Below are 19,234 nucleotides of genomic sequence, written 5' to 3'. Positions count from 1 at the left end.
AGTGCTTGGCCTCGTAGGCTTCGACCAGCGTCGCAAGTACCTCGAAGCGATCACCCGCCTCCGAGCCCGGCACCGGCTCGCTATCGAAATACGCGGACAGTTCGCGCAATGCTGTTTTGTAGTCCTTCTCTGTGCGGATGGGGTATATATTCATAAATCCTCCACAATGGCAGCATCGATTCGATCGTACTCGGCGTGGGTGCCGATAAACTTGATGTAGATGGCCTGAAACCGATAGGCCACCGCGACGATGAGCCGGTACTCGTTGCCCTTGATGTTGAACGCTACGCGGTTGTGAGCGACAAAGCTGGCACTGGCGTAGTGATTGCGAATGTCCTGCGGCGTCTTCCAGGCTGCGTGCCTGGCTTCGTCGTACCACGCCTTGAGGGGCTGTTCGGAATCCGGGTGGCGCTCCCGAAAGCTTCTCAATGTGCTGACAGCGACTACTCTCATGACCAGACAATGGTAGTCCCAGATTGGGACTACCGCAAGCCCTCAAGCAGCTCCATCGCCTGAACGAGCCGGTGATGCGTGAGCCTTTCGAAATGGTCGTCTCGGTGGTTTTGCAATCACGTCCACCTTGCACCGAGACGATCCGCCTGAAAGGAAGTGATTTCGGCAGAAAGATTGCGCAACTGAGTAGAGCCCCGATGACGTAGGAAAATCCGACGTATCTTGATTCGCCGCTTCATGAATCGTACTGGCAAGCTATCATGGGGAATCCAAGCCAAAAACTGCGCCCATGCCCGCTTTCACAACCCGGCCGAAAAGCCTGAAACTCCTGATTCTGCTGATCTTCTTGTTCCTGGGCGCTTGCGCCAGCAACAACACTACGATCCGCCCAGACAACCCGCAGGCCCAGCAGGCCGAGCAGCTTGCCCGCGAAGGCAATCTCGAAGCCGCTGCGCGCCAGTACCTCGCCCTTGCCGACGACAGTCGTGGCGATGCCGCTGCGCACTATCGGCTGCGTGCCGCCGAGGTGCTGCGCGAAAATGGTGATCTCGAGGCTGCAGCGCGAGCAATCGAAAATGTTCGCCGCAAGCGCCTGAGCGGTGACGATGTCCTGCGCCTGGATCTGATCGACGCCGAGGCTTCGCTCGATCGCGGCGATGCCGCTCGCGCGTCGGCCTTGCTGGCTACGCCGCAGTCGGCGGTTCCTTCCTCCTTGCGCCTGCGCTACATCGAACTGAGGGCGCGGACCGCCACCACCCTTGGCGATCCTTTTGCCGCCGCGCGCATGCGTGCGATGCTCGATAGCGAGTTGGCGGGTCAGGATCGCATCAACAACCGCGATCAGATCATCGAGACGCTGAGTACACTCGATGCGGCCACGCTGAAGGGGCGCGCAGGATCGCTACGGCCTGATGATGCACTGCTCCCATGGATCGAGCAGGCGCTGAAATTGCGTGGCGAGAGCCTCCCGCGTGAAGTGCCACGTCCGCAGCGACCTGTCGGCACCCTGATGCCGAACTCGAGCAATGATCTGCACCGGGAAGGCTTCAAGGCGATCCATCAAGTCGCCCTGATTTTGCCCCTGAGTGGACCCGTTGCCGGCGTTTCCCGCTCCATTCTCGATGGCTTCTTCGCCGCCTACTTTGCCGACGACAGCGGGAAACGACCACAGGTACGCACCTACGATGCCGGCAAGACGCCCGAGGATGCGCTTGCCGCCTATCAACAATCGGTCAGCGACGGCGCGGACTTCGTTGTCGGCCCCTTGTTGCGAGAAGCCGTAGGCGCCTTGTTTCGACAACCGTTGCCGGTACGCGTGCTTGCCCTGAATCATCCCGATACCGGCGAAGTACCACCACGAGGCAGCGCCGAGTTTGGCCTGTTGCCGGATGCCGAAGGTGCACAGGCGGCCGAACGCATGCTTTCACTAGGCCTGACCCGGGCAGCCGTCATCGCTGCACAAACCGATTGGGCGGAACGTGCCGCGCTCGCCTTCCGCGCCCAGTTCGAATCGCGCGGCGGCACGATCAGCGGTGAAGCACGCCTGCCTGACTCCGAATTCAACTACAAGAGTGAAATCCTTCAAGCGACGCGGGATATCGCCGATCGCGCCGATCCGGAATCCAGTGGACGTTCACCGCCACCCGATGCCGGAGTCTTCATCAGCATGCGTCCACAACAGGCGCGATTGCTGCTGCCGCAGCTCAAACTTGCCGGCATCAACGCACCGGTGTTTGCAACCTCTCACATCAACGCCGGCGAAACCAATGCCGGTCTCGATCGCGATCTCAATGGCGTTGAATTCTGCGATGCCACCTGGTTGTTCTCACCCGTGGCCGGACGCCCGGACCGCGACACCATGGCTCGCGAGTTGGGCAGTGTGAGCGGCGTCGGCGGCCGCCTGTTCGCCTTCGGCATGGATGCCTATTCGCTGCTGCCCTACATGAACTGGCTGCTCGAACACCCTGAAACCTATCTCGATGGTGCGACCGGACAGCTGGCAGCCGACAGCTTCGGCCGTATTCATCGCGTATTGACCTGGGCAAAATTCGAGGATGGAATCGCCCGACCAGTGCAGGGTGCGCTCGATCCCCTGCCATTTCAGTAGAACCGATGCGCAGCACCGGCAGTACGTTCGAGGATATCGCCCTGGCCCACGCGATGCGCGAGGGGCTGAGCCTGATTACGCGAAATTTCAATAGCCGCTTTGGCGAGCTCGACTTGGTCATGCGTGATCGTGAAGTCGTGGTTTTTCTCGAAGTGCGCTATCGCAAATCCCAGAGTTTCGGCGGTGCGCTTGATTCCGTCGGCGCCGCAAAGCGCCAGCGCCTGAGCAAGGCGGCCAGCCTGTTTCTGCAAGCCAATCCGACCCTGGCCCACCATCCCTGTCGTTTTGATGTCATGGCGATTAGTGGCAGCGCCGAATCGCCTGACATCAACTGGCAGCGCAATGCCTTCGATACCGCCTGAGGAAGCCCGATGAGATCAAGACTCCATTTGACCGCCCTGTCCCTGCTTGTGCTCGTGCCGCTGCTTGGCGGCTGCATCGCGGTGGTCGCCACCGGTGCCGTGGCGACTGCTTCGTCGGTGAATGATCGACGCGGTTTCAGCACTGTCATGAGCGACAAGAACATTCAGCTCAGTGCCTACGACACGATCAACAAGGACAAGGAACTGGTCCTCAAGAACCGCGTCATGATTGCTGTCTACAACGGCGTCATGCTGCTCATGGGTGAGGTCCGCACGCCCGAGCTGAAGGCGCGCGCCGAAGCGACTGTCCGCGGTTTCGAAGGCGTCCATCGCCTGGTCAACGAGATCGACGTCATGGAACCCGAGGGATTCTGGGCGCGCCGCAACGACAACAAGATCACGGCACGGGTCAAGCTGGCCTTGGCCGACGCAACCGGCACACCAGGCTTCGACGCCACCAAGGTCAAAGTCAGCACGGCGCATCGCGTGGTCTATCTGATGGGCATTCTCAGTCCGGGAGAGGACGAGATGGTCACCGAGATTGCACGCAACGTCCCCGGTGTCGAACGCGTGGTAAAGATATTCGAGTATCGTGACGAGTAATACCAAACCGACACCCTCGAAGGAGAAATGCCATGAGCACCGCGCTTGAGATGATTCAGGGCATCTACGCTGCATTCGCAAAAGGTGATATTCCCAAAGTGCTCGGCGCGCTCGCCCGCGATGCGCGCTGGACCGAAGCCGAAGGTGGCCCGTACGGCGGTGTCTATATCGGGCCGCAATCGGTGCTCGATAACGTCTTCATGAAACTCGGCGGCGAATGGGATGACTTCTCGGCAGTTCCAGCCGAGTTCATCGCCAATGATGATGTCGTGGTCGCTCTCGGCGAATACAGCGGCACCTTCAAAGCCACCGACAAGAGTTTCAAGGCTCCGTTTGCGCATGTCTGGCGCATGCAGAATGGCAAGGTCATCGCGTTCGAACAGTACACCGATACAGCTTTGCATTTGCAGCCGATGCAATGATCGATTTGCCTACAATCACTCGACTGAATCGTTGAACGATCATGGCATTGGCAAGCCCGGCGCTTTCCCTGTTGCAAACGATCTTTCACGGCAATGCATTGAGCACCAATGCCGCGGAATGTGCCGTCTATGCCTACGACAATTCGCGGCGTGAGGCGATTCCCGAAGCGGTTGTGTTTCCGTCCACGCATGCGCAGGTTGTCGCGCTCGTTGGCGTATGTCGCGATCACGGCATCGCATTGACTGCGCGTGGCCGCGGCACCAATACGACGGGTGCCAGCGTGCCGGTCAACGGCGGCATTGTCGCCAGCTTCGAGCGCATGAACCGAATCCTTGATATCGATCCCGACAATCGTCTCGCCGTGGTCGAGCCGGGCGTACTCAACGCCGACCTGCAGACGGCACTGAAAGCGCATGGTTTCTTCTGGGCGCCGGATCCTACCTCGGCACCGTTCTGTTCAATCGCCGGAAATATCGCCTGCAATGCCGGCGGCCCCCGCGCGGTAAAGTACGGAGCAACCCGCGACAACGTACTCGCCTTGCGTGCGGTCAACGGCCTTGGCGAAGAATTTCGCTGCGGCAAGCCGACCACCAAGGGTGCGACCGGCTACGACCTGACCCGCTTGCTGATCGGCTCCGAAGGCACCTTGGCGATCATTACCGAAGCCACCCTCAAACTCATTCCGCTGGCCTCGGGCAAACGCACGCTGCGCGCGACCTATGTCGACATTGCCGCCGCCGCCGCTGCCGTTTCCCGCATCATGGCCCAGCCGGTGACCCCTTGCGCGCTCGAATACATGGATGACGAAGCGCTGCGCCTGGCCCGCAATCATGGCGGCAATGCGATTCCTGAAGCCGGCAGCATGCTGATCATTGAAGTCGATGGCGAACCCGACGCGCTCGATTCCGCGATTGCCGCGATTCGCCGCGCCGCCGACGGCGATGGAGTCATTGATCTGCGCGTGGCCAGCGATGTCGACGAAGTCGCCACACTCTGGGCCGCGCGCAAGGCCTTGTCGCCTGCCCTGCGCACGCTGGCACCGAACAAGATCAACGAGGACGTCGTCGTTCCGGTGAGCCGGGTTCCGCAGTTGATCGCCGGGCTGAAAAGTATTTCGGCACGGCATGCCATTCAGATCGTCACCTTCGGCCACGCTGGCAATGGCAACATCCACGTCAACCTGCTCTATCAACCCGAAGATCCGGTCCAGGTGGCGAACGCGCCGGACTGCCTGTCCGAAGTTTTCGACCTCGTGTTTGCGCTGGATGGAACCCTGTCCGGAGAACATGGTATCGGCATGGCCAAACGTGAATTCATGCCGCGCGCGCTGGATGCGGTTTCGCTTGAGCTGATGCGTCGGATCAAACGCCAATTCGATCCAGACGGAATCCTCAACCCTGGAAAGCTGTTGCCGGATTGATCGGTGTCGGGAGATTCCGATCAGGCGGCGCAAGTCACGTTGCTTGTCGCCCCAGTCACGCAGAGCATGGCTGATATCTCTGGCGCGGCTTGAGCGATGTAGTCAACGTCGCGAAGTGGCGCAGAAGAGAAAATATGGGATCGCATGCAAAACGGGGCGCCGAAGCGCCCCGTGAATTGCAAAGTGCGGGTACTACGGCCGCCGGTCGAGCGCGGGGTCGTCCTTGGTCATTGGCATCAGATCCTGCTTGGAAACACCGAGCAGGAGGATCAGCGGGTTGGCGATGAAGATCGACGACAGCGTACCGATCAGGATACCGATGAGCATGATCAGGCCGAAGCTCTCGAGCGCGGGGCCGCCGATGAAGTACAGCGTACCGACCGCGAGTGCCGTGGTCAGGCTGGTCATGATCGTTCGTGACAACGTGGTGTTGATCGAGCGATTGAGGACCTCGGAAGGAATGCCCTTGCGCGAACTGCGGAACGACTCACGCACGCGATCAAAAACGACGATCGTGTCGTTGATCGAATAACCGATCACCGACAACACCGCAGCCAGCGCCGGCAGGTCAAATTCACGCCCGGTCAGTGCAAATATGGCCACGGTGAACAGCACGTCGTGAACCTCGGAGGCAATCGCCGCCACCGCGAAACGCCACTCGAAGCGAATCCAGAGATAGATGGTGATGCCGGCGACAACAAACAGAACGGCTATCAAGCCGTTGTTGCGCAGCTCTTCGCCCACTTGCGCGCCAACAAACTCGCTGCTCTTGATCTGCGCATCCGGCCGCTTTTCGCGCAAGGCACTGAGCACACTCGCGGCCAGCTTGTCGTTGGCCGCCGATGCGGATTCTTCCGAGGCTTCGGCATCCGCCTTGTCGGAAACGATACGGATGGCGAAGTCATTGGTGCCGCCAAAAGTCTGCACCACTGCGTTGTCAAAACCACCCTCAGTCAGGGCCGCGCGCACTTCGGCAACACTGATCGACTGCTCGTAACCGACTTCGACGCTGGTGCCACCGGTGAAATCAAGGCCGTAAGTCAGCCCGCGGGTCGACAGGATGGCCACCGCGATGACCACGATCGCCACGGCGACACCGAGGCTGACCTTGCCCCAGCGCATGAAGTCGATCTTGCTGTTCGGATTGAAAAGTTCCATGGATGAATGCCTGCGTTCAGATCGACAGCGACTTGAGCTTCGAGCGACCGAAGATCAGCGCGACAAGGGAATGGGTGCCGGTCACCGAGGTGAACATCGACGTGAGGATGCCGATCGACAAGGTGATGGCGAAACCGCGAATCGGCCCCGAACCGAAGGTCATCAGGCTGAGCGCGGCGATCAGGGTGGTGACGTTGGCATCAAGAATGGTTGCCCAGGCTTTCTCGTAGCCGGCGCGGATCGCGGCGAACGGGGTCATGCCGTTGCGTGACTCCTCGCGGATACGCTCGCAGATCAGCACGTTGGCGTCGACCGCCATGCCGAGCGTCAGCACGATACCGGCGATTCCGGGCAGGGTCAGGGTGGCCTGGAAGATACTCAGAATTGCAACCACCAGAACCAGATTCATCAGCAAGGCGATGTCGGCAATGAGCCCGAACACCTTGTAGTAGACGCCGACGAAAATGACGACAAGAAGCATGCCGATAATCACCGCATTCATGCCCTTGCGAATATTGTCGGCACCAAGCGTCGAACCAATGACCCGCTCCTGGACGATATCGACCGGTGCGGCCAACGAGCCCGAGCGCAACAACAGTGCAAGCTCTGACGCCGCCTTTGCACTTTCGAGACCGGTAGTCTCGAAGCGATTCGAGAACACGCCACGGATACTCGCCAGACTGATAACTTCCTCGGTAATCTTGGAGGTGCGCACTTCCTTGCCGTCGACGATGCGCACTTCCGGCGTGCGCTCGACCAACACCACGGCCATGCCCTTGCCGACGTTCTGCGAAGTGAAATCGAGCATCTTGCGCGCACCCGCCGAGTTCAGGGTGACGTTGACAGCCGGTGTTCCGCTTTGCTGATCCACCGAACTCGACGCATCAACCAGCTCATCGCCGGTGACGATCACTTTTTTCTTGAGCACGGCCGGACGACCGTCCTTGAAGTAATAGATGCGCGAATCCGGCGGTACCGAACCAGTCTGCGCTGCCTCGGCTGCGTTTACGCTTTCGTCAACGGCGCGATATTCCAGGGTTGCCGTCGCACCGAGCAGCTTCTTCGCCTCGGCCGTATCCTGCAGACCCGGCAATTCGACGACGATGCGGCTGTCGCCCTGTTGCACGATCATCGGTTCGGCGACACCAAGCGAGTTGATGCGATTGCGCAGCGTGGAAACGTTCTGCTTGATCGTGTTGTCGGCAATCTGCTTGATCCGTTCCGGTTTGATGGTGACATTCAAGGTCGGCACACCATCAATCGATGGCCCGTCCTCGACGTTCAGATCGGTCAGTTCAAAAGCGATGGCCGTGGCGATCTTTTCGATGTCCTCGGCATTGCTCGCCTGCACGATGAGGCCCTGCGCACCGAGGCTGGCCTTGGCATTGCGGATGTTCTTGTCGCGCAGCAAGGTTCGAATATCATCAACGTAACGTTGCTGCTGGAAATCGAGCACGCTTTTCTGATCGACCTGCATGAGAAAGTGCACGCCACCTTGCAGATCGAGACCAAGCGGCATCGAATTCGCGCCGATCGCGCGCATCCATGCCGGAACGGTCGAAGCCAGGTTCAAGGCCACGGTGAAATCTTCGCCAAGGTCGGTGCGCAAGGCACTCGCCGCAGCCAGTTGCGAATCGGTATCCGGAAAAGTTGCCAGCAAACGCTCGTCCTTGACCTGGACGTCATCAAAGGCAATCTTGCGGGTCTGCAAGGCCTGCAGGGCGCGCTCCTTGACGGCATCATCAACGACGCCGCTCTTGTTCGCGAGCACCTGCACTGCGGGCTGCTTCTGGTACAGAGAAGGCACCGCATACAGCACAGCAATGAGCGCCACGAAAGCGACCATGATGTGTTTCCAACGGGGATAATCGTTCATTCGTACAATCCGGTTTTACGCTGTTGCCGATCTATCGGTGGTGTTTTCAAGCGCGTCTTGTTGCTAAGGAACCGGGATTGTTGCCAATCCGCGTTTCACGCCGACAAGCGACAACCCCGCCACCGTTCAACGCAGTGGGGTTGCCTGAACGAAACTCAAGCCTGCTTGATCGTGCCCTTGGGCAGAACGGCTGTCACCGCGCTCTTTTGCAATTTGACGCTGACCTTGTCAGCGATTTCCAGGGTGACAAAGGTATCGGCGATTTCTTCGATACGACCCAGCAAACCGCCATTGGTCAGCACTTCATCGCCCTTGGCCAGCGCTGCAACCATCGCGCGGGCTTCCTTGGCGCGCTTCATCTGTGGCCGAATCAGCATGAAATAGAAGATGCCGAAGATGATGATCAACGGCAGGAACGACATCAGCGGGTTCGGCGCAGCTGCCTCGGCAGCAGCTTGGGCATAGGCGGAACTGATCAGAAAATCCATTGTGACTCCGAAGGTATGCTGCGTGCCAGGCGGTCGCCTGGACACGAAAATGGCCGCGGATTATGCCATGCCAGCGGCCGTTGCGCACGATGAATGGCGTCCCCGGGAGCATTCCGGTGATCCAGGGAAGACCTGTTCACGCCTCCTCCTCAAACTCGAAGTCGAAGCCATAGCAATGGATGCCTTCACGAATCGTGATGTTCATTCGACCGCGCAAGCCGGTCAATTCGCCTGTCGCGGAATCCGGCACCACGTTCACCGACAGGCTCGGCTGGCCTCGATCCATGGTGCCCGAATGCTGCAGCACGAAGCTGCCCTGGCGCCCTTGCAAGCTGCCAACCACGCGTTCGATGGCCACGTAGCCTGCCGAGCCCTTGACCTCGGTCATCGCACTGAGCATTTCACCGATGCTGGTTGCCTCAAGATCGCCATGAAACTGCTTGTTGATCGAGATGCGCCCGCGAGTCTCGCCCTGGCCAACTTCGTTGAGGTCAAGCGGATCGAGTTTTACCTCGAAGGTACCGGTGGCATGCTGACTCATGATTGCTTCCAATCCCTGTTGATTTCATCGATTTGCGCCTGTGCTCTGGCGCGATAGCCGCTCGGCTGCATGCCTACTGAACCTGCGCGACCGGGCGCTGAACCAGGGTCGCCGCCGGCGACAAGGTGATGCGAAAGCAAGCGCCACCTCCCGCCACCGGAACATAGTCGAGCGAGGCCTGGCTTGATTCGCACATCTGCTTGGCCAGATACAAGCCAAGCCCGGTGCCGTATTCACTGGTGGTAAAGAACGGATCGAAGATTTGTGCCGCGACCTTGGCCGGGATGCCGGGGCCGCGATCGACCACTTCGAGTAGCGGCGGCCCCTTGTCGGTAGCCAGACGCGCAACCACCACGACGCGTGCGACTGCCCCGGGTTCGCGACCATAGCGGATCGCGTTCTGGACCAGATTCCAGACCACCTGCTGCATGTGTTGGGGATCGACCATCGCCTCGATCTGACGATTCTGCGTGATCGCGCGCAGATGATCCTGACCGAGATCGTTGCCTTGCTTGTAATCCTCGACAAAGGCCAGCGCCCACGCGTTCAGATCAATGCTTTCCGGGCGCGAACGCTCGCGACGCGAAAGCTGCAGGATGTTCTCGATCACTTCATTGGCGCGCGTGCAGTGATTGTTGACGATTTCGACGAGGCGTCGATCCTCCTCCTCCATGCTTTCCGACTCGGCCAGCAACTGGGCCGAATAGCGGATCGCCGCCAGCGGGTTGCGGATCTCGTGGGCGATCGATGCCGACAGCCGGCCGAGCGAGGCCAGAGTCATCTCCTCGGCGCGCCGCGACAGCAGCGAAGTGTCATCGAGGAAGATCAGGATGTGGGTGTCATCATTCGGTGCCATGCGCGAGAAACGTGGAATCACCTCGGGCACATCGGCCGCGAGCGCGACCGGGTTCTGGTCAATGCGTCCGGAATGACGCCAGTGATACAAGCGCCGCGACAATTCGGCGGCCACATCTCCGAGGTCACGCTGGTTCGGCGATGGGTTGCCGATCAGATGCCATGCGGCCTCGTTGATGCGCAGAATGTGATTGGCATCATCGACCAGCAGCACGCCGGTCTTCATGCGCCGGATGATCAGGTCATTGACCTGCTCCAAGTTGAGCAGATCGACACCACGTTGCTCAGCCAGCGCCTCGGTCTCGCGCATCTGGCGACCAAGGTAGGCACACAGCGCAGCGACCGCGAAATAGGCAACACCGAACAACGCAGCCTCGATGATGCTGCGATCACTCGGAATCGCGGACAGGACAGCAATCAAGGGCGGCGCAAGTACGCCGATCGCGGCGAGAAGCGCGAGCATGATCGATTGGCGGAACGGCAACAGCAATGCGCCCACACCAACGTTGACCATGAGCATCATCGGAATCGAACTGTGCCCGCCATGGATCGACAGCAAGATCAACGAAGCCGCCACGGCATCCAGGGCCAGAGCCAGGCCGATGCTCGCGCTCATGTTGCGGCGCATGCGATCGGTCGACACCAGCAGGATCACCGCGATCAGACAGTAAGCCAGCGCAACCGAGCGGCCGAGCTCATTGTGGCTGATGCTGATCCAGTCACCCGCCAGCGGACTGAAAATCAGGCCGACGTAGACAACCGACTCAAGCAATCGATACAGGTTGAAGAAATACAACTCGCGGCGAGTGATGTCACCCGCGGAATCGCCAGCACGCCGCCCCTTTCGATCAGCCAAGATACATCCTCCGGTATGCCCGGAGTATAAGCGCGTGGACGCCAATGCTACAGCGCACGGTCGGATCGGAACACGCGATCCTGACCGGGCAAACGCCAGCGAGGCACTGACCAGGCACACTGACCCCTGCCATGCTGCAAAGCGGCTTGATCCGGTGTTGCCGAATCTGGCAATGGGAGCACAGCACGCGATCCCCGCCGCAAGGTCTTTTTGCATTCGCAGCACGCTTTGCCCAAAATACGTGCCCGCTTTGCGCATCGACCCGATTTCCAGAGTCGGCGCGAACATCCCCCGATCGACGACTTGCGGCTGCGACCGGCGTTTGAAGTCGCCATCCGTGTCCCTCCCATGAAGGTGCCTGCATGAATTTCCACGAATACCAAGCCAAGGAATTGTTTGCCGAGTTCGGCATCCCGGTTCCTCCCGGAAAAGTTGCCTCCTCGCCCGAGCAGGCTGTCGATGCTGCCAAGGAACTCGGTGGCTCACAATGGATGGTCAAGGCGCAGATCCATGCCGGAGGCCGCGGCAAGTCCGGTGGCGTCAAGTTCTGCAGGTCGACTGACGAGGTCAAGGAAGCTGCCGCCAGCATGCTTGGCCGTGACATGGAGACCTATCAGTCCGGCGGACGCGCCTTGCCGGTCAATCTGGTTCTGGTCACCGACGCCGCCGATATCGCCAAAGAGTTGTATCTGTCGATCCTCGTCGATCGCGACAGCAAATCCGTCTCGTTTATCGCTTCCGCCCAGGGCGGTGTCGATATCGAACAGGTTGCCCGCGAAACGCCGGAAGATATCCACACCATCGAAGTCAATTTCGTCGAAGGCTTGCAGCCCTACCAGTGCCGCAAACTGGCCTTCGACATGGGCCTCAACGGCAAGCAGGCCAATCAGCTGACCAAAATCATGCTCGGTCTGTACAAGCTGTTCAACGAGAGGGATCTGGCCCTGGTCGAGCTGAACCCGCTGGCAATCCTCGATTCCGGCGTGCTCATGGCGCTGGACGGCAAGGTCAATTCCGATGACAACGCCGAGTTCCGCCATCCGAAGCTCGCCGCGATGCGCGACCTGACCCAGGAAGATGCTGCCGAAGCCGCTGCGGTCCAGCACAACCTCAACTATGTGACCATGGACGGCAACATCGGTTGCATGGTCAACGGCGCCGGTCTGGCCATGGCGACCATGGACGTGATCAAGCTCGCTGGTGGCGAACCGGCCAACTTCCTCGATGTCGGCGGCGGCGCAACCAAGGAGCGCGTGACCGAAGCCTTCAAGCTGATTCTGCGTGGAGAAAAGGTCCAGGCGATCCTGGTCAATATCTTCGGCGGTATCGTGCGCTGCGACCTGATCGCCGAAGGCATTATCGCCGCGGTCAAGGAAGTCGGACTGAAAATTCCGGTGATCGTGCGTCTGCAAGGTACCAATGTCGAGAAGGGACGCGAGTTGCTGGCCAGCTCCGGCTTGGCGATCACTCCGGCGGACGACCTCAACGATGCGGCGCAAAAAGCCGTCGCATCGGTCAAGGCCGCCTGAACAATTAAACACCGTAGGAAGCGGCTTCAGCCGCGATGCGTCTGCTCCTGATAGTGAACAAAGAGCATCGCCCCTGAAGGGGCTTCCTACGAAAGCAAGAAATTTTCGAGGATTGATCCATGAGCGTTTTGGTCAACAAGAACACCAAGGTCATCACCCAGGGCTTCACCGGCCAGCAGGGCACCTTCCATTCCGAACAGGCCGTCGATTACGGCACCAAGCTGGTCGGCGGCGTCACCCCGGGCAAGGGCGGCAGCGAGCACATCGGCTTGCCGGTATTCAATACGGTCGAAGACGCCGTACGCGAAACCGGCGCCGACGCATCAATGATCTTTGTGCCGCCGCCATTTGCGGCCGATGCGATCCTCGAGGCCGCAGATGCAGGCATCAAGGTCATCGTGACGATCACCGAAGGTATCCCGGTACTCGACATGCTGCGCGTCAAGAACGTGCTCAAGCAATATCCGGACACCGTGCTGATCGGGCCGAACTGTCCCGGCATCATCACTCCGGGCGAATGCAAGATCGGCATCATGCCGGGACATATCCACAAGGCCGGCAAGGTCGGCGTGGTCTCGCGTTCGGGCACACTGACTTATGAAGCCGTGTTCCAGACCACCAAGGTCGGCCTCGGCCAATCCACTTGCATCGGCATCGGCGGCGATCCGATCAATGGTCTCAGCTTCATCGACTGCCTCAAGCTGTTCCAGGAGGATCCGCAAACCGCGGGCATCATCATGGTCGGCGAAATCGGCGGCAGTGCCGAGGAAGAGGCGGCCGAGTTCATCCAGGAGTTCGTGACCAAGCCGGTGGTCGCGTTTATCGCCGGCGCATCGGCTCCGGAAGGCAAACGCATGGGTCATGCCGGCGCGATCATCTCGGGCGGCAAGGGCACTGCCAAGGCCAAGTTCGAGGCGCTGGAAAAGGCCGGCGTGACTACGGTCAAGTCACCCGCCGATCTCGGTTCTACACTTGCGACAATGATGAAGTAGTCGAAACTGCAAAGCGCGATTTTCAGCAAGCCGCCGGAGCGATCCGGCGGCTTTTTCGTGCCGCAATAACATGCTTCACCGCGAATTTCCTTGCCGCCATTCAGGACGGCGCCCGCCGATTGAGGCTAATCTGCGCCATTGGCGGAATCGGGGACGCCATGGTCACCGGTCATCGTGAATGACCTGCAACTCCCGGCCATGGCGCGGCAGACTTGACTGATATCGATACCAGCACCGACATTCCGGAAGCCGAGCCCGCCTTGCCGCGTATCGCCGGCTATCGCATCTCCCGGCGACTCGGCCTCGGCGGCATGGCGGCGGTCTACCTCGCCTTGCAGGAATCCCTCGATCGCGAGGTCGCGATCAAGGTCATGCGCCCGACCCGCCAACTTGATGAAGAACAATCAACTCGATTCGAGCATGAAGCCCGGATCATCGCCAGGCTCGAACACCCGTCGATCGTGGTCATCCATGAGGTCGGCCGCACCGAGGAGGGCGATCTTTATTACGTGATGCCATATCTGGCCAAGGGCGATCTCAGCGTGCGCGATTTCCGCGATGACGATGCCGGGCTGATCGATCTGCTGCACGCCTTGCTTGATGCACTCGGCTATGCGCATACGCGCGGTATCGTGCATCGCGACGTCAAGGCCGAGAATGTCCTTTTCGACAATGCCGATCGTCCGCAACTCGCCGATTTCGGTATTGCGCTGGCCCAGCGCGAGGTCAATTCACGCATCACCGGCGATGGTCTGGTCATTGGCACCAGCGCGCAGATGAGTCCGGAGCAGGCGCGTGCCGACACTATCGACGGACGTTCGGATCTTTACAGTCTCGGCGTGCTGACCTATGAGCAACTGACCGGCGAATTGCCGTTCCGTTCGACGGATCCCCTGTCTCTGGCACTGATGCATGCGCAAGACCCGATTCCGCGTTTGCCGGCAGAGAAGGCGCATTGGCAAGCTTTCATCGATTGCGCCATGGCCAAGCGACCGGAACAGCGCTTTCGCAATGCTCAAGCCATGCAACGCGCGCTTGATCCGATCCGTCGCCATGTGCGCCGATCCGCCGCTCCGATCGGACGCATACGGCGGGCCATGAGTACTCAGCCGCCGCTATTGATCGGCGTCGGCTTGCTGCTTGCCGTCTCGCTGATTTCGCTGTCCCTGCCCTACCTGACTCAGATGAGTACGCGGCTCGCAGATTCGGCCGGCATCCAGCCCGACAGCGCAGTTGCCGCCACGACGGCCGGTGAAAACAAGACCCTGGCTGAACTGGAGGCTCTGGCCAGACAGCAGGTTTCGATCGGCGCCCTGACAACTCCGACAGGTGCGAATGCCGCGGAAACCTGGCTGGTCATGCTGAAACGCGATCCATCGAACCGCAGTGCAATCACCGGTATTGAGTCGGTCATTACTGCATCGACACCAGCATTGCTTGATGCGGTCAGCGAAGGCGATGCCGACGACTTGCGCAAGCGCTATCTGAAGCTTGAGCTGGTTGCGGACATGGCCGGCATTCGCAATAACGAGGCATTCAAGAATCTGCGCGCCAAGCTGGGACAAGCACTGCTCGTGCGCATCGCGTCGCTGGCCGACGCAGGCGACCGTGAATCGGCATTGCAGTCTATGCGCCTTGCGCAGGAAACCGGAATCGACAAGACCACGCTACAGACCCTGGATTCACGCTTGCAGGCTTTGCCGGAAATCGGCAAACCGGTGCGCGATGGAGGCGGCAAAGAATTCATGTACGTTCCTGCAAGCATCAACGGCGCACGCATTGGCAAGGCCTTCATGATGATGCGCAACGAAGTCAGCCGCGCCGACTACGCACGATTCGCCAGCCGCACGAATCGGGATTCAAGCCGCTGTCGCATCAGCCTCTCACCATTGCGGATTCTTGATCGCCGCAGTTGGGATGATCCGGGCTTCCGGCAAACCGCCAGTGAGCCCGTTGTGTGTGTCAGTTTCGAGGATGCGCGTGCCTATGCAAGCTGGCTGAGCCGCAATCACGGTCATACCTACCGGCTGCCAACCCGGAGCGAGTGGTTGCACGCCGCGCGCTCGACGCCACGCAATCACTCGGCCTGCGCGCTCGGCAACATCCGCGATCGTAGTGCCACCGGAAAGGGATCGCGATTTTCCTGCAACGACGGTTACGCCAACACTTCGCCCTCCGGCAAGTTCAGGGCGTCCACACTTGGTCTCAACGATCTGCGCGGCAATGTCGCCGAATGGACCTCAAGTTGTACAAGCGAAACCGCCGGGAAGTGCACACGTCGTGGCGCAGCGGGGTTGTCCTGGCAAGACGGCCCGGATATCGCGGACAGTCGATTACGCGACCTGCCGACCAGTCGGGGCTATGACGATGTCGGTTTTCGCCTCGTGCGTGATCCTTGAGAGACTGTCAGGGCAACGCTGGTCAGATGCTGGCCGCACGCTGCGGCAATGGCATAATTCATGCGCCAGGGGCATGCACTTGGCGATCAACCGAATGCACTGCGTAGTCAAAGATACACTTTCCACATTACCAATTCAATATCAGGCCACGATTTCGACAGCCTGGCTTGGTTCAAAGATTCTGCTTCTCCCTTCTCGACAGACAACTGCACATGCCGACACTTCGCGTTGCCCTGGCCCAGTTTGACTTTCCGGTAGGTGCGGTCGCGCGCAATGCCGAGCGCATCAAGGCACTGATCGCCACAGCAAGAGATCAGCACCAGGCCGATCTGATCGTGTTTCCGGAACTGGCTTTGAGTGGTTATCCACCAGAAGATCTGCTGCTGCGGCCGAGCTTCCTCATCGAGTGCGAGGCAGTCTTGCAGCGCCTTGCTGCGGAAACAAGCGGAATCGTCGCCATGGTCGGCTGGCCACAATCGGCGGGTTCGGTCGTTTATAACGCGGTCAGCGTGTTGCGTGATGGTCGCATCGAGACCACGTATCGAAAACGCGAGCTTCCGAATTACGCGGTGTTCGACGAGCGCCGCTATTTCGAGATCGATCCCGATGGCGGCGCTTGCGTGATCGAGGTCGGCGGAGTCAAGGTCGGCATCGTCATCTGCGAGGATCTGTGGTTTGCAGAACCCCTCGCCGATACGGCTGCCAACGGCGCCGAACTGGTCGTCGTGCCGAATGCTTCCCCATACGATCACGGCAAGCTTGAGCGTCGCGATGCCTTGCTCGCCACGCGCGTTGCGGAAACCGGCGTTGCCCTGGCCTATCTTAACGTTGTTGGCGGACAGGATTCCGTCGTCTATGACGGCGCATCGATTCTTGCCGACGCCGATGGCACGATCCACACCTGTGCACGGGCGTTCGAGGATCATTTGCTGATTACCGATTTTGATCCGGCGACGCGGCGATTCAACGCGCGCGCTTGGCCCGACGAAATTGATGAAAGCTGCGAAAGCCTGGCCTGGCGCGCCATCGTTCGCGCAACACGCGACTATTGCCACAAGAACCATTTCCGCAAGGTCTGGATCGGCCTTTCCGGCGGTATCGACTCGTCAATCGTGCTGGCTATTGCCGTCGATGCGCTCGGCGCCGAGAACGTCACGGCCGTGCGTCTGCCCTCACGCTACACATCGGGTCAAAGCAACGATCTGGCCGACGAACAGGCGCACAAACTCGGCGTACGAATCGAAACCGTGCCGATCGCCGCGCCGTTCCAGGGTTTCCTTGATGCGCTGGCGCCGCTGTTTGTCGGCCAGGAATCCGATACGACGGAAGAAAACCTGCAGTCACGCAGTCGTGGCGTGATCCTCATGGCCTTGTCGAACAAGTTTGGCGGCCTGGTCCTGACCACCGGCAACAAGAGTGAATACGCGGTCGGCTACGCGACCATCTACGGCGACATGTGCGGCGGCTACGCGCCAATCAAGGATTTGTACAAGACCGAGGTATTCGATCTGTCACGCTGGCGGAACAAACAGGGATCCGGCAATCCGGATGATTGGGTCATCCCGCAAGCGGTCATTGATCGGCCGCCTTCGGCGGAACTGCGCGACAACCAGACCGATCAGGATTCACTGCCGCCTTACGAAGTACTGGATGGCATCCTCATGCGCTATATCGACCAGGAGTTGTCGCGTGCCGATATCGTCGCCGACGGATTCGATGTCGCCACCGTCGACAAAGTGCTGCATCTGGTCCGCATCAGCGAATGGAAACGCCAGCAGGCCGCCCCGGGGCCCAAGGTTTCGCGGCGTGCGTTTGGTCGCGAACGCCGCTATCCGATAACTTCCGGCTGGGCCTGAGCGGCCGTGCCCTGAAAGCCTGTCAGTTGGCTGCGCTCTTGGTCAGCGGCTTGGCTCCGCGGTTGGTCAACGGAATCAGCTTCAGCCAGTTCGAGCGCCAAACCGGCCAATCGCGCGTCAGCGAAGGATGGTTTGGATAGTTGAGCACGAGCACGCTCTTGGCATCAGCAGCCAATTTGTCCTGGCCCAACTCATGGTAAGACTTGACCATGATCGCGATCGCATCGCCAACCTGCTTCGATTGGTCGTAGGTTTCGAGAATCGACTTGGCCCGGTTCGAGGAGGCGACATAGGCGCCCCGACGCAGATAGAACAAGGCGACATTGAGCTCGGCCTGAGCCATGCCGTTGCGCAGGTAGATCATGCGCTGCTTGGCATCAGCCGCGTAGCGACTGTCGGGATGTCGCTTGATCAGGGCGGCAAAATCATCAAAAGACTGGCGCACGAAAGCCTGATCTCGCTGAGTCATGTCGAGCCCGGCATATTTTTCAAGCAAGCCTTCCTCGCGGTCAAAATTGATCAAGCCACGCAGGTAGAACGCGTAGTCGATGTGCTTGTGCGCCGGATAGGTTTTGATGAAACGATTGACCGTCGAATAGGCGTCATCGGGTTTGTTCATCTTGTACTGCGCATACGCCTGATCAAGCTGTGCCTGCTCGGTATAAGGACCAAACGGGAAACGCGCAATCAGGCGATTGAAGGTCTTGACGGCGCGGTCGTAGTTGCCTCTGTCGACATCCGACTTGCCGCGCTCGTACAACTGCTCGACGGTGCCGACTTCCAGCGGGTCGGCCTTCTTCTTGCCGAACATTGAACAACCGCCAATCAGAAAGACGGCGAAGATGACGAAAACGTAACGGGAAACTCGCATGCGGAGGGGGGCTCTGCGATGATGGAAGTCCGCGATCATACCCCGAACCCGCGATGTCCTGAACATGTGCGCTCGACCAATATGCAGCAAATGCTCTGGCCGGACCGCCTCCCATGTCGATCCAACGCCCCCCGGAAAGCCCGATTTACCGGGGTTTTCTCCATTCAAGTCCTGATTGAAACCGAATGAACGCAACCCAACCGACGCTGAATGCCAGCATCCCGCTCGAATCCGCGGGTCGCCGCTTCGATGCCGCCCTGGCCGAGCTGTTCCCTGATTATTCACGTTCGCGCCTGAGTACCTGGATCAAGGCTGGCGACGTGCTGCTGGATGGCGAGCAAGTGATTCCGCGCCACATCGTGCATGGCGGAGAAACTGTCGAGCTCAAGGTTCGCCTGCAGCGCGAGGTCAGTGCCCGTGCCGAAGACATTGAGCTTGACATCCG

The 19,234-nt window shown here is 59.8% G+C and carries 17 protein-coding genes; 10 read left to right on the top strand and 7 right to left on the bottom strand.

Annotation, left to right across the window (positions count from 1 at the left end):
• Nucleotides 1-150: 150 nt before the first annotated feature.
• Nucleotides 151-453, bottom strand: a complete 303-nt coding sequence (locus tag VFN25_RS14075) for a type II toxin-antitoxin system HigB family toxin (RefSeq protein ID WP_325142979.1) — start codon at nt 451-453, stop codon at nt 151-153.
• 289 nt (nt 454-742) lie between these two features.
• Here VFN25_RS14075 and VFN25_RS14070 point away from each other — a divergent pair, with 289 nt between their 5' ends.
• From VFN25_RS14070 to VFN25_RS14050, 5 genes are read left to right on the top strand one after another with little or no spacing between them, the layout of a single operon-like run.
• The gene (locus tag VFN25_RS14070) at nt 743-2,560 is read left to right on the top strand and encodes a penicillin-binding protein activator (RefSeq protein WP_325142977.1); all 1,818 of its coding nucleotides are present in this window, start codon (nt 743-745) and stop codon (nt 2,558-2,560) included.
• A 5-nt stretch (nt 2,561-2,565) separates the two neighbouring features.
• Nucleotides 2,566-2,922 (top strand): YraN family protein, encoded by a 357-nt coding sequence (locus VFN25_RS14065; RefSeq protein ID WP_325142974.1) that lies wholly within the window; start codon nt 2,566-2,568, stop codon nt 2,920-2,922.
• 9 nt (nt 2,923-2,931) lie between these two features.
• Nucleotides 2,932-3,525, top strand: a complete 594-nt coding sequence (locus tag VFN25_RS14060) for a BON domain-containing protein (protein WP_325142972.1) — start codon at nt 2,932-2,934, stop codon at nt 3,523-3,525.
• A 32-nt stretch (nt 3,526-3,557) separates the two neighbouring features.
• Nucleotides 3,558-3,947 (top strand): nuclear transport factor 2 family protein, encoded by a 390-nt coding sequence (locus VFN25_RS14055; RefSeq protein WP_325142970.1) that lies wholly within the window; start codon nt 3,558-3,560, stop codon nt 3,945-3,947.
• Nucleotides 3,948-3,988: 41 nt separating this feature from the next.
• Nucleotides 3,989-5,368: an FAD-binding oxidoreductase gene (locus tag VFN25_RS14050; RefSeq protein ID WP_325142968.1), complete on the top strand. Its 1,380-nt coding sequence runs from the start codon at nt 3,989-3,991 to the stop codon at nt 5,366-5,368.
• A 192-nt stretch (nt 5,369-5,560) separates the two neighbouring features.
• On the opposite strand, the gene secF is transcribed toward VFN25_RS14050, so the two are convergent.
• The 5 genes from secF to VFN25_RS14025 form a co-directional block, all read right to left on the bottom strand.
• Entirely contained in the window at nt 5,561-6,526 is a 966-nt protein-coding gene (gene secF, locus VFN25_RS14045; protein ID WP_325142966.1) for a protein translocase subunit SecF, read from the bottom strand.
• Nucleotides 6,527-6,542: 16 nt separating this feature from the next.
• Nucleotides 6,543-8,402, bottom strand: a complete 1,860-nt coding sequence (secD, locus tag VFN25_RS14040; protein WP_325142964.1) for a protein translocase subunit SecD — start codon at nt 8,400-8,402, stop codon at nt 6,543-6,545.
• A gap of 155 nt (nt 8,403-8,557) precedes the next feature.
• Nucleotides 8,558-8,890, bottom strand: a complete 333-nt coding sequence (gene yajC, locus VFN25_RS14035) for a preprotein translocase subunit YajC (protein ID WP_325142962.1) — start codon at nt 8,888-8,890, stop codon at nt 8,558-8,560.
• A 136-nt stretch (nt 8,891-9,026) separates the two neighbouring features.
• Nucleotides 9,027-9,431: a DUF3224 domain-containing protein gene (locus tag VFN25_RS14030; protein WP_325142960.1), complete on the bottom strand. Its 405-nt coding sequence runs from the start codon at nt 9,429-9,431 to the stop codon at nt 9,027-9,029.
• A gap of 73 nt (nt 9,432-9,504) precedes the next feature.
• On the bottom strand, nt 9,505-11,142 hold the full coding sequence (locus tag VFN25_RS14025; RefSeq protein ID WP_325142958.1) for a sensor histidine kinase: 1,638 nt from the start codon (nt 11,140-11,142) through the stop codon (nt 9,505-9,507).
• Between the two features lie 362 nt (nt 11,143-11,504).
• Between VFN25_RS14025 and sucC the strand changes: the two genes are divergently transcribed.
• The 4 genes from sucC (at nt 11,505) to VFN25_RS14005 (ending at nt 17,918) form a co-directional block, all read left to right on the top strand.
• Nucleotides 11,505-12,671, top strand: coding sequence for an ADP-forming succinate--CoA ligase subunit beta (gene sucC, locus VFN25_RS14020; protein ID WP_325142956.1), 1,167 nt, complete (start codon nt 11,505-11,507; stop codon nt 12,669-12,671).
• A 119-nt stretch (nt 12,672-12,790) separates the two neighbouring features.
• Nucleotides 12,791-13,663 (top strand): succinate--CoA ligase subunit alpha, encoded by an 873-nt coding sequence (sucD, locus tag VFN25_RS14015; protein WP_325142954.1) that lies wholly within the window; start codon nt 12,791-12,793, stop codon nt 13,661-13,663.
• Between the two features lie 212 nt (nt 13,664-13,875).
• The gene (locus tag VFN25_RS14010) at nt 13,876-16,062 is read left to right on the top strand and encodes a bifunctional serine/threonine-protein kinase/formylglycine-generating enzyme family protein (protein WP_325142952.1); all 2,187 of its coding nucleotides are present in this window, start codon (nt 13,876-13,878) and stop codon (nt 16,060-16,062) included.
• A 212-nt stretch (nt 16,063-16,274) separates the two neighbouring features.
• Nucleotides 16,275-17,918, top strand: coding sequence for an NAD+ synthase (locus VFN25_RS14005; protein ID WP_325142950.1), 1,644 nt, complete (start codon nt 16,275-16,277; stop codon nt 17,916-17,918).
• 22 nt (nt 17,919-17,940) lie between these two features.
• Here VFN25_RS14005 and VFN25_RS14000 read toward each other — a convergent pair whose 3' ends face one another.
• A complete protein-coding gene (locus VFN25_RS14000; protein ID WP_325142949.1) occupies nt 17,941-18,789 on the bottom strand; it encodes an outer membrane protein assembly factor BamD in 849 nt (282 codons plus the stop codon).
• A 185-nt stretch (nt 18,790-18,974) separates the two neighbouring features.
• Here VFN25_RS14000 and VFN25_RS13995 point away from each other — a divergent pair.
• Nucleotides 18,975-19,234: S4 domain-containing protein (locus tag VFN25_RS13995; RefSeq protein WP_325142947.1), on the top strand; the 260-nt coding region annotated here is incomplete at its 3' end.

The organism is Dokdonella sp., assembly GCF_035703485.1.
GTDB lineage: Bacteria > Pseudomonadota > Gammaproteobacteria > Xanthomonadales > Rhodanobacteraceae > Dokdonella.
This window is presented reverse-complemented; position numbering and strand designations above follow the sequence as displayed.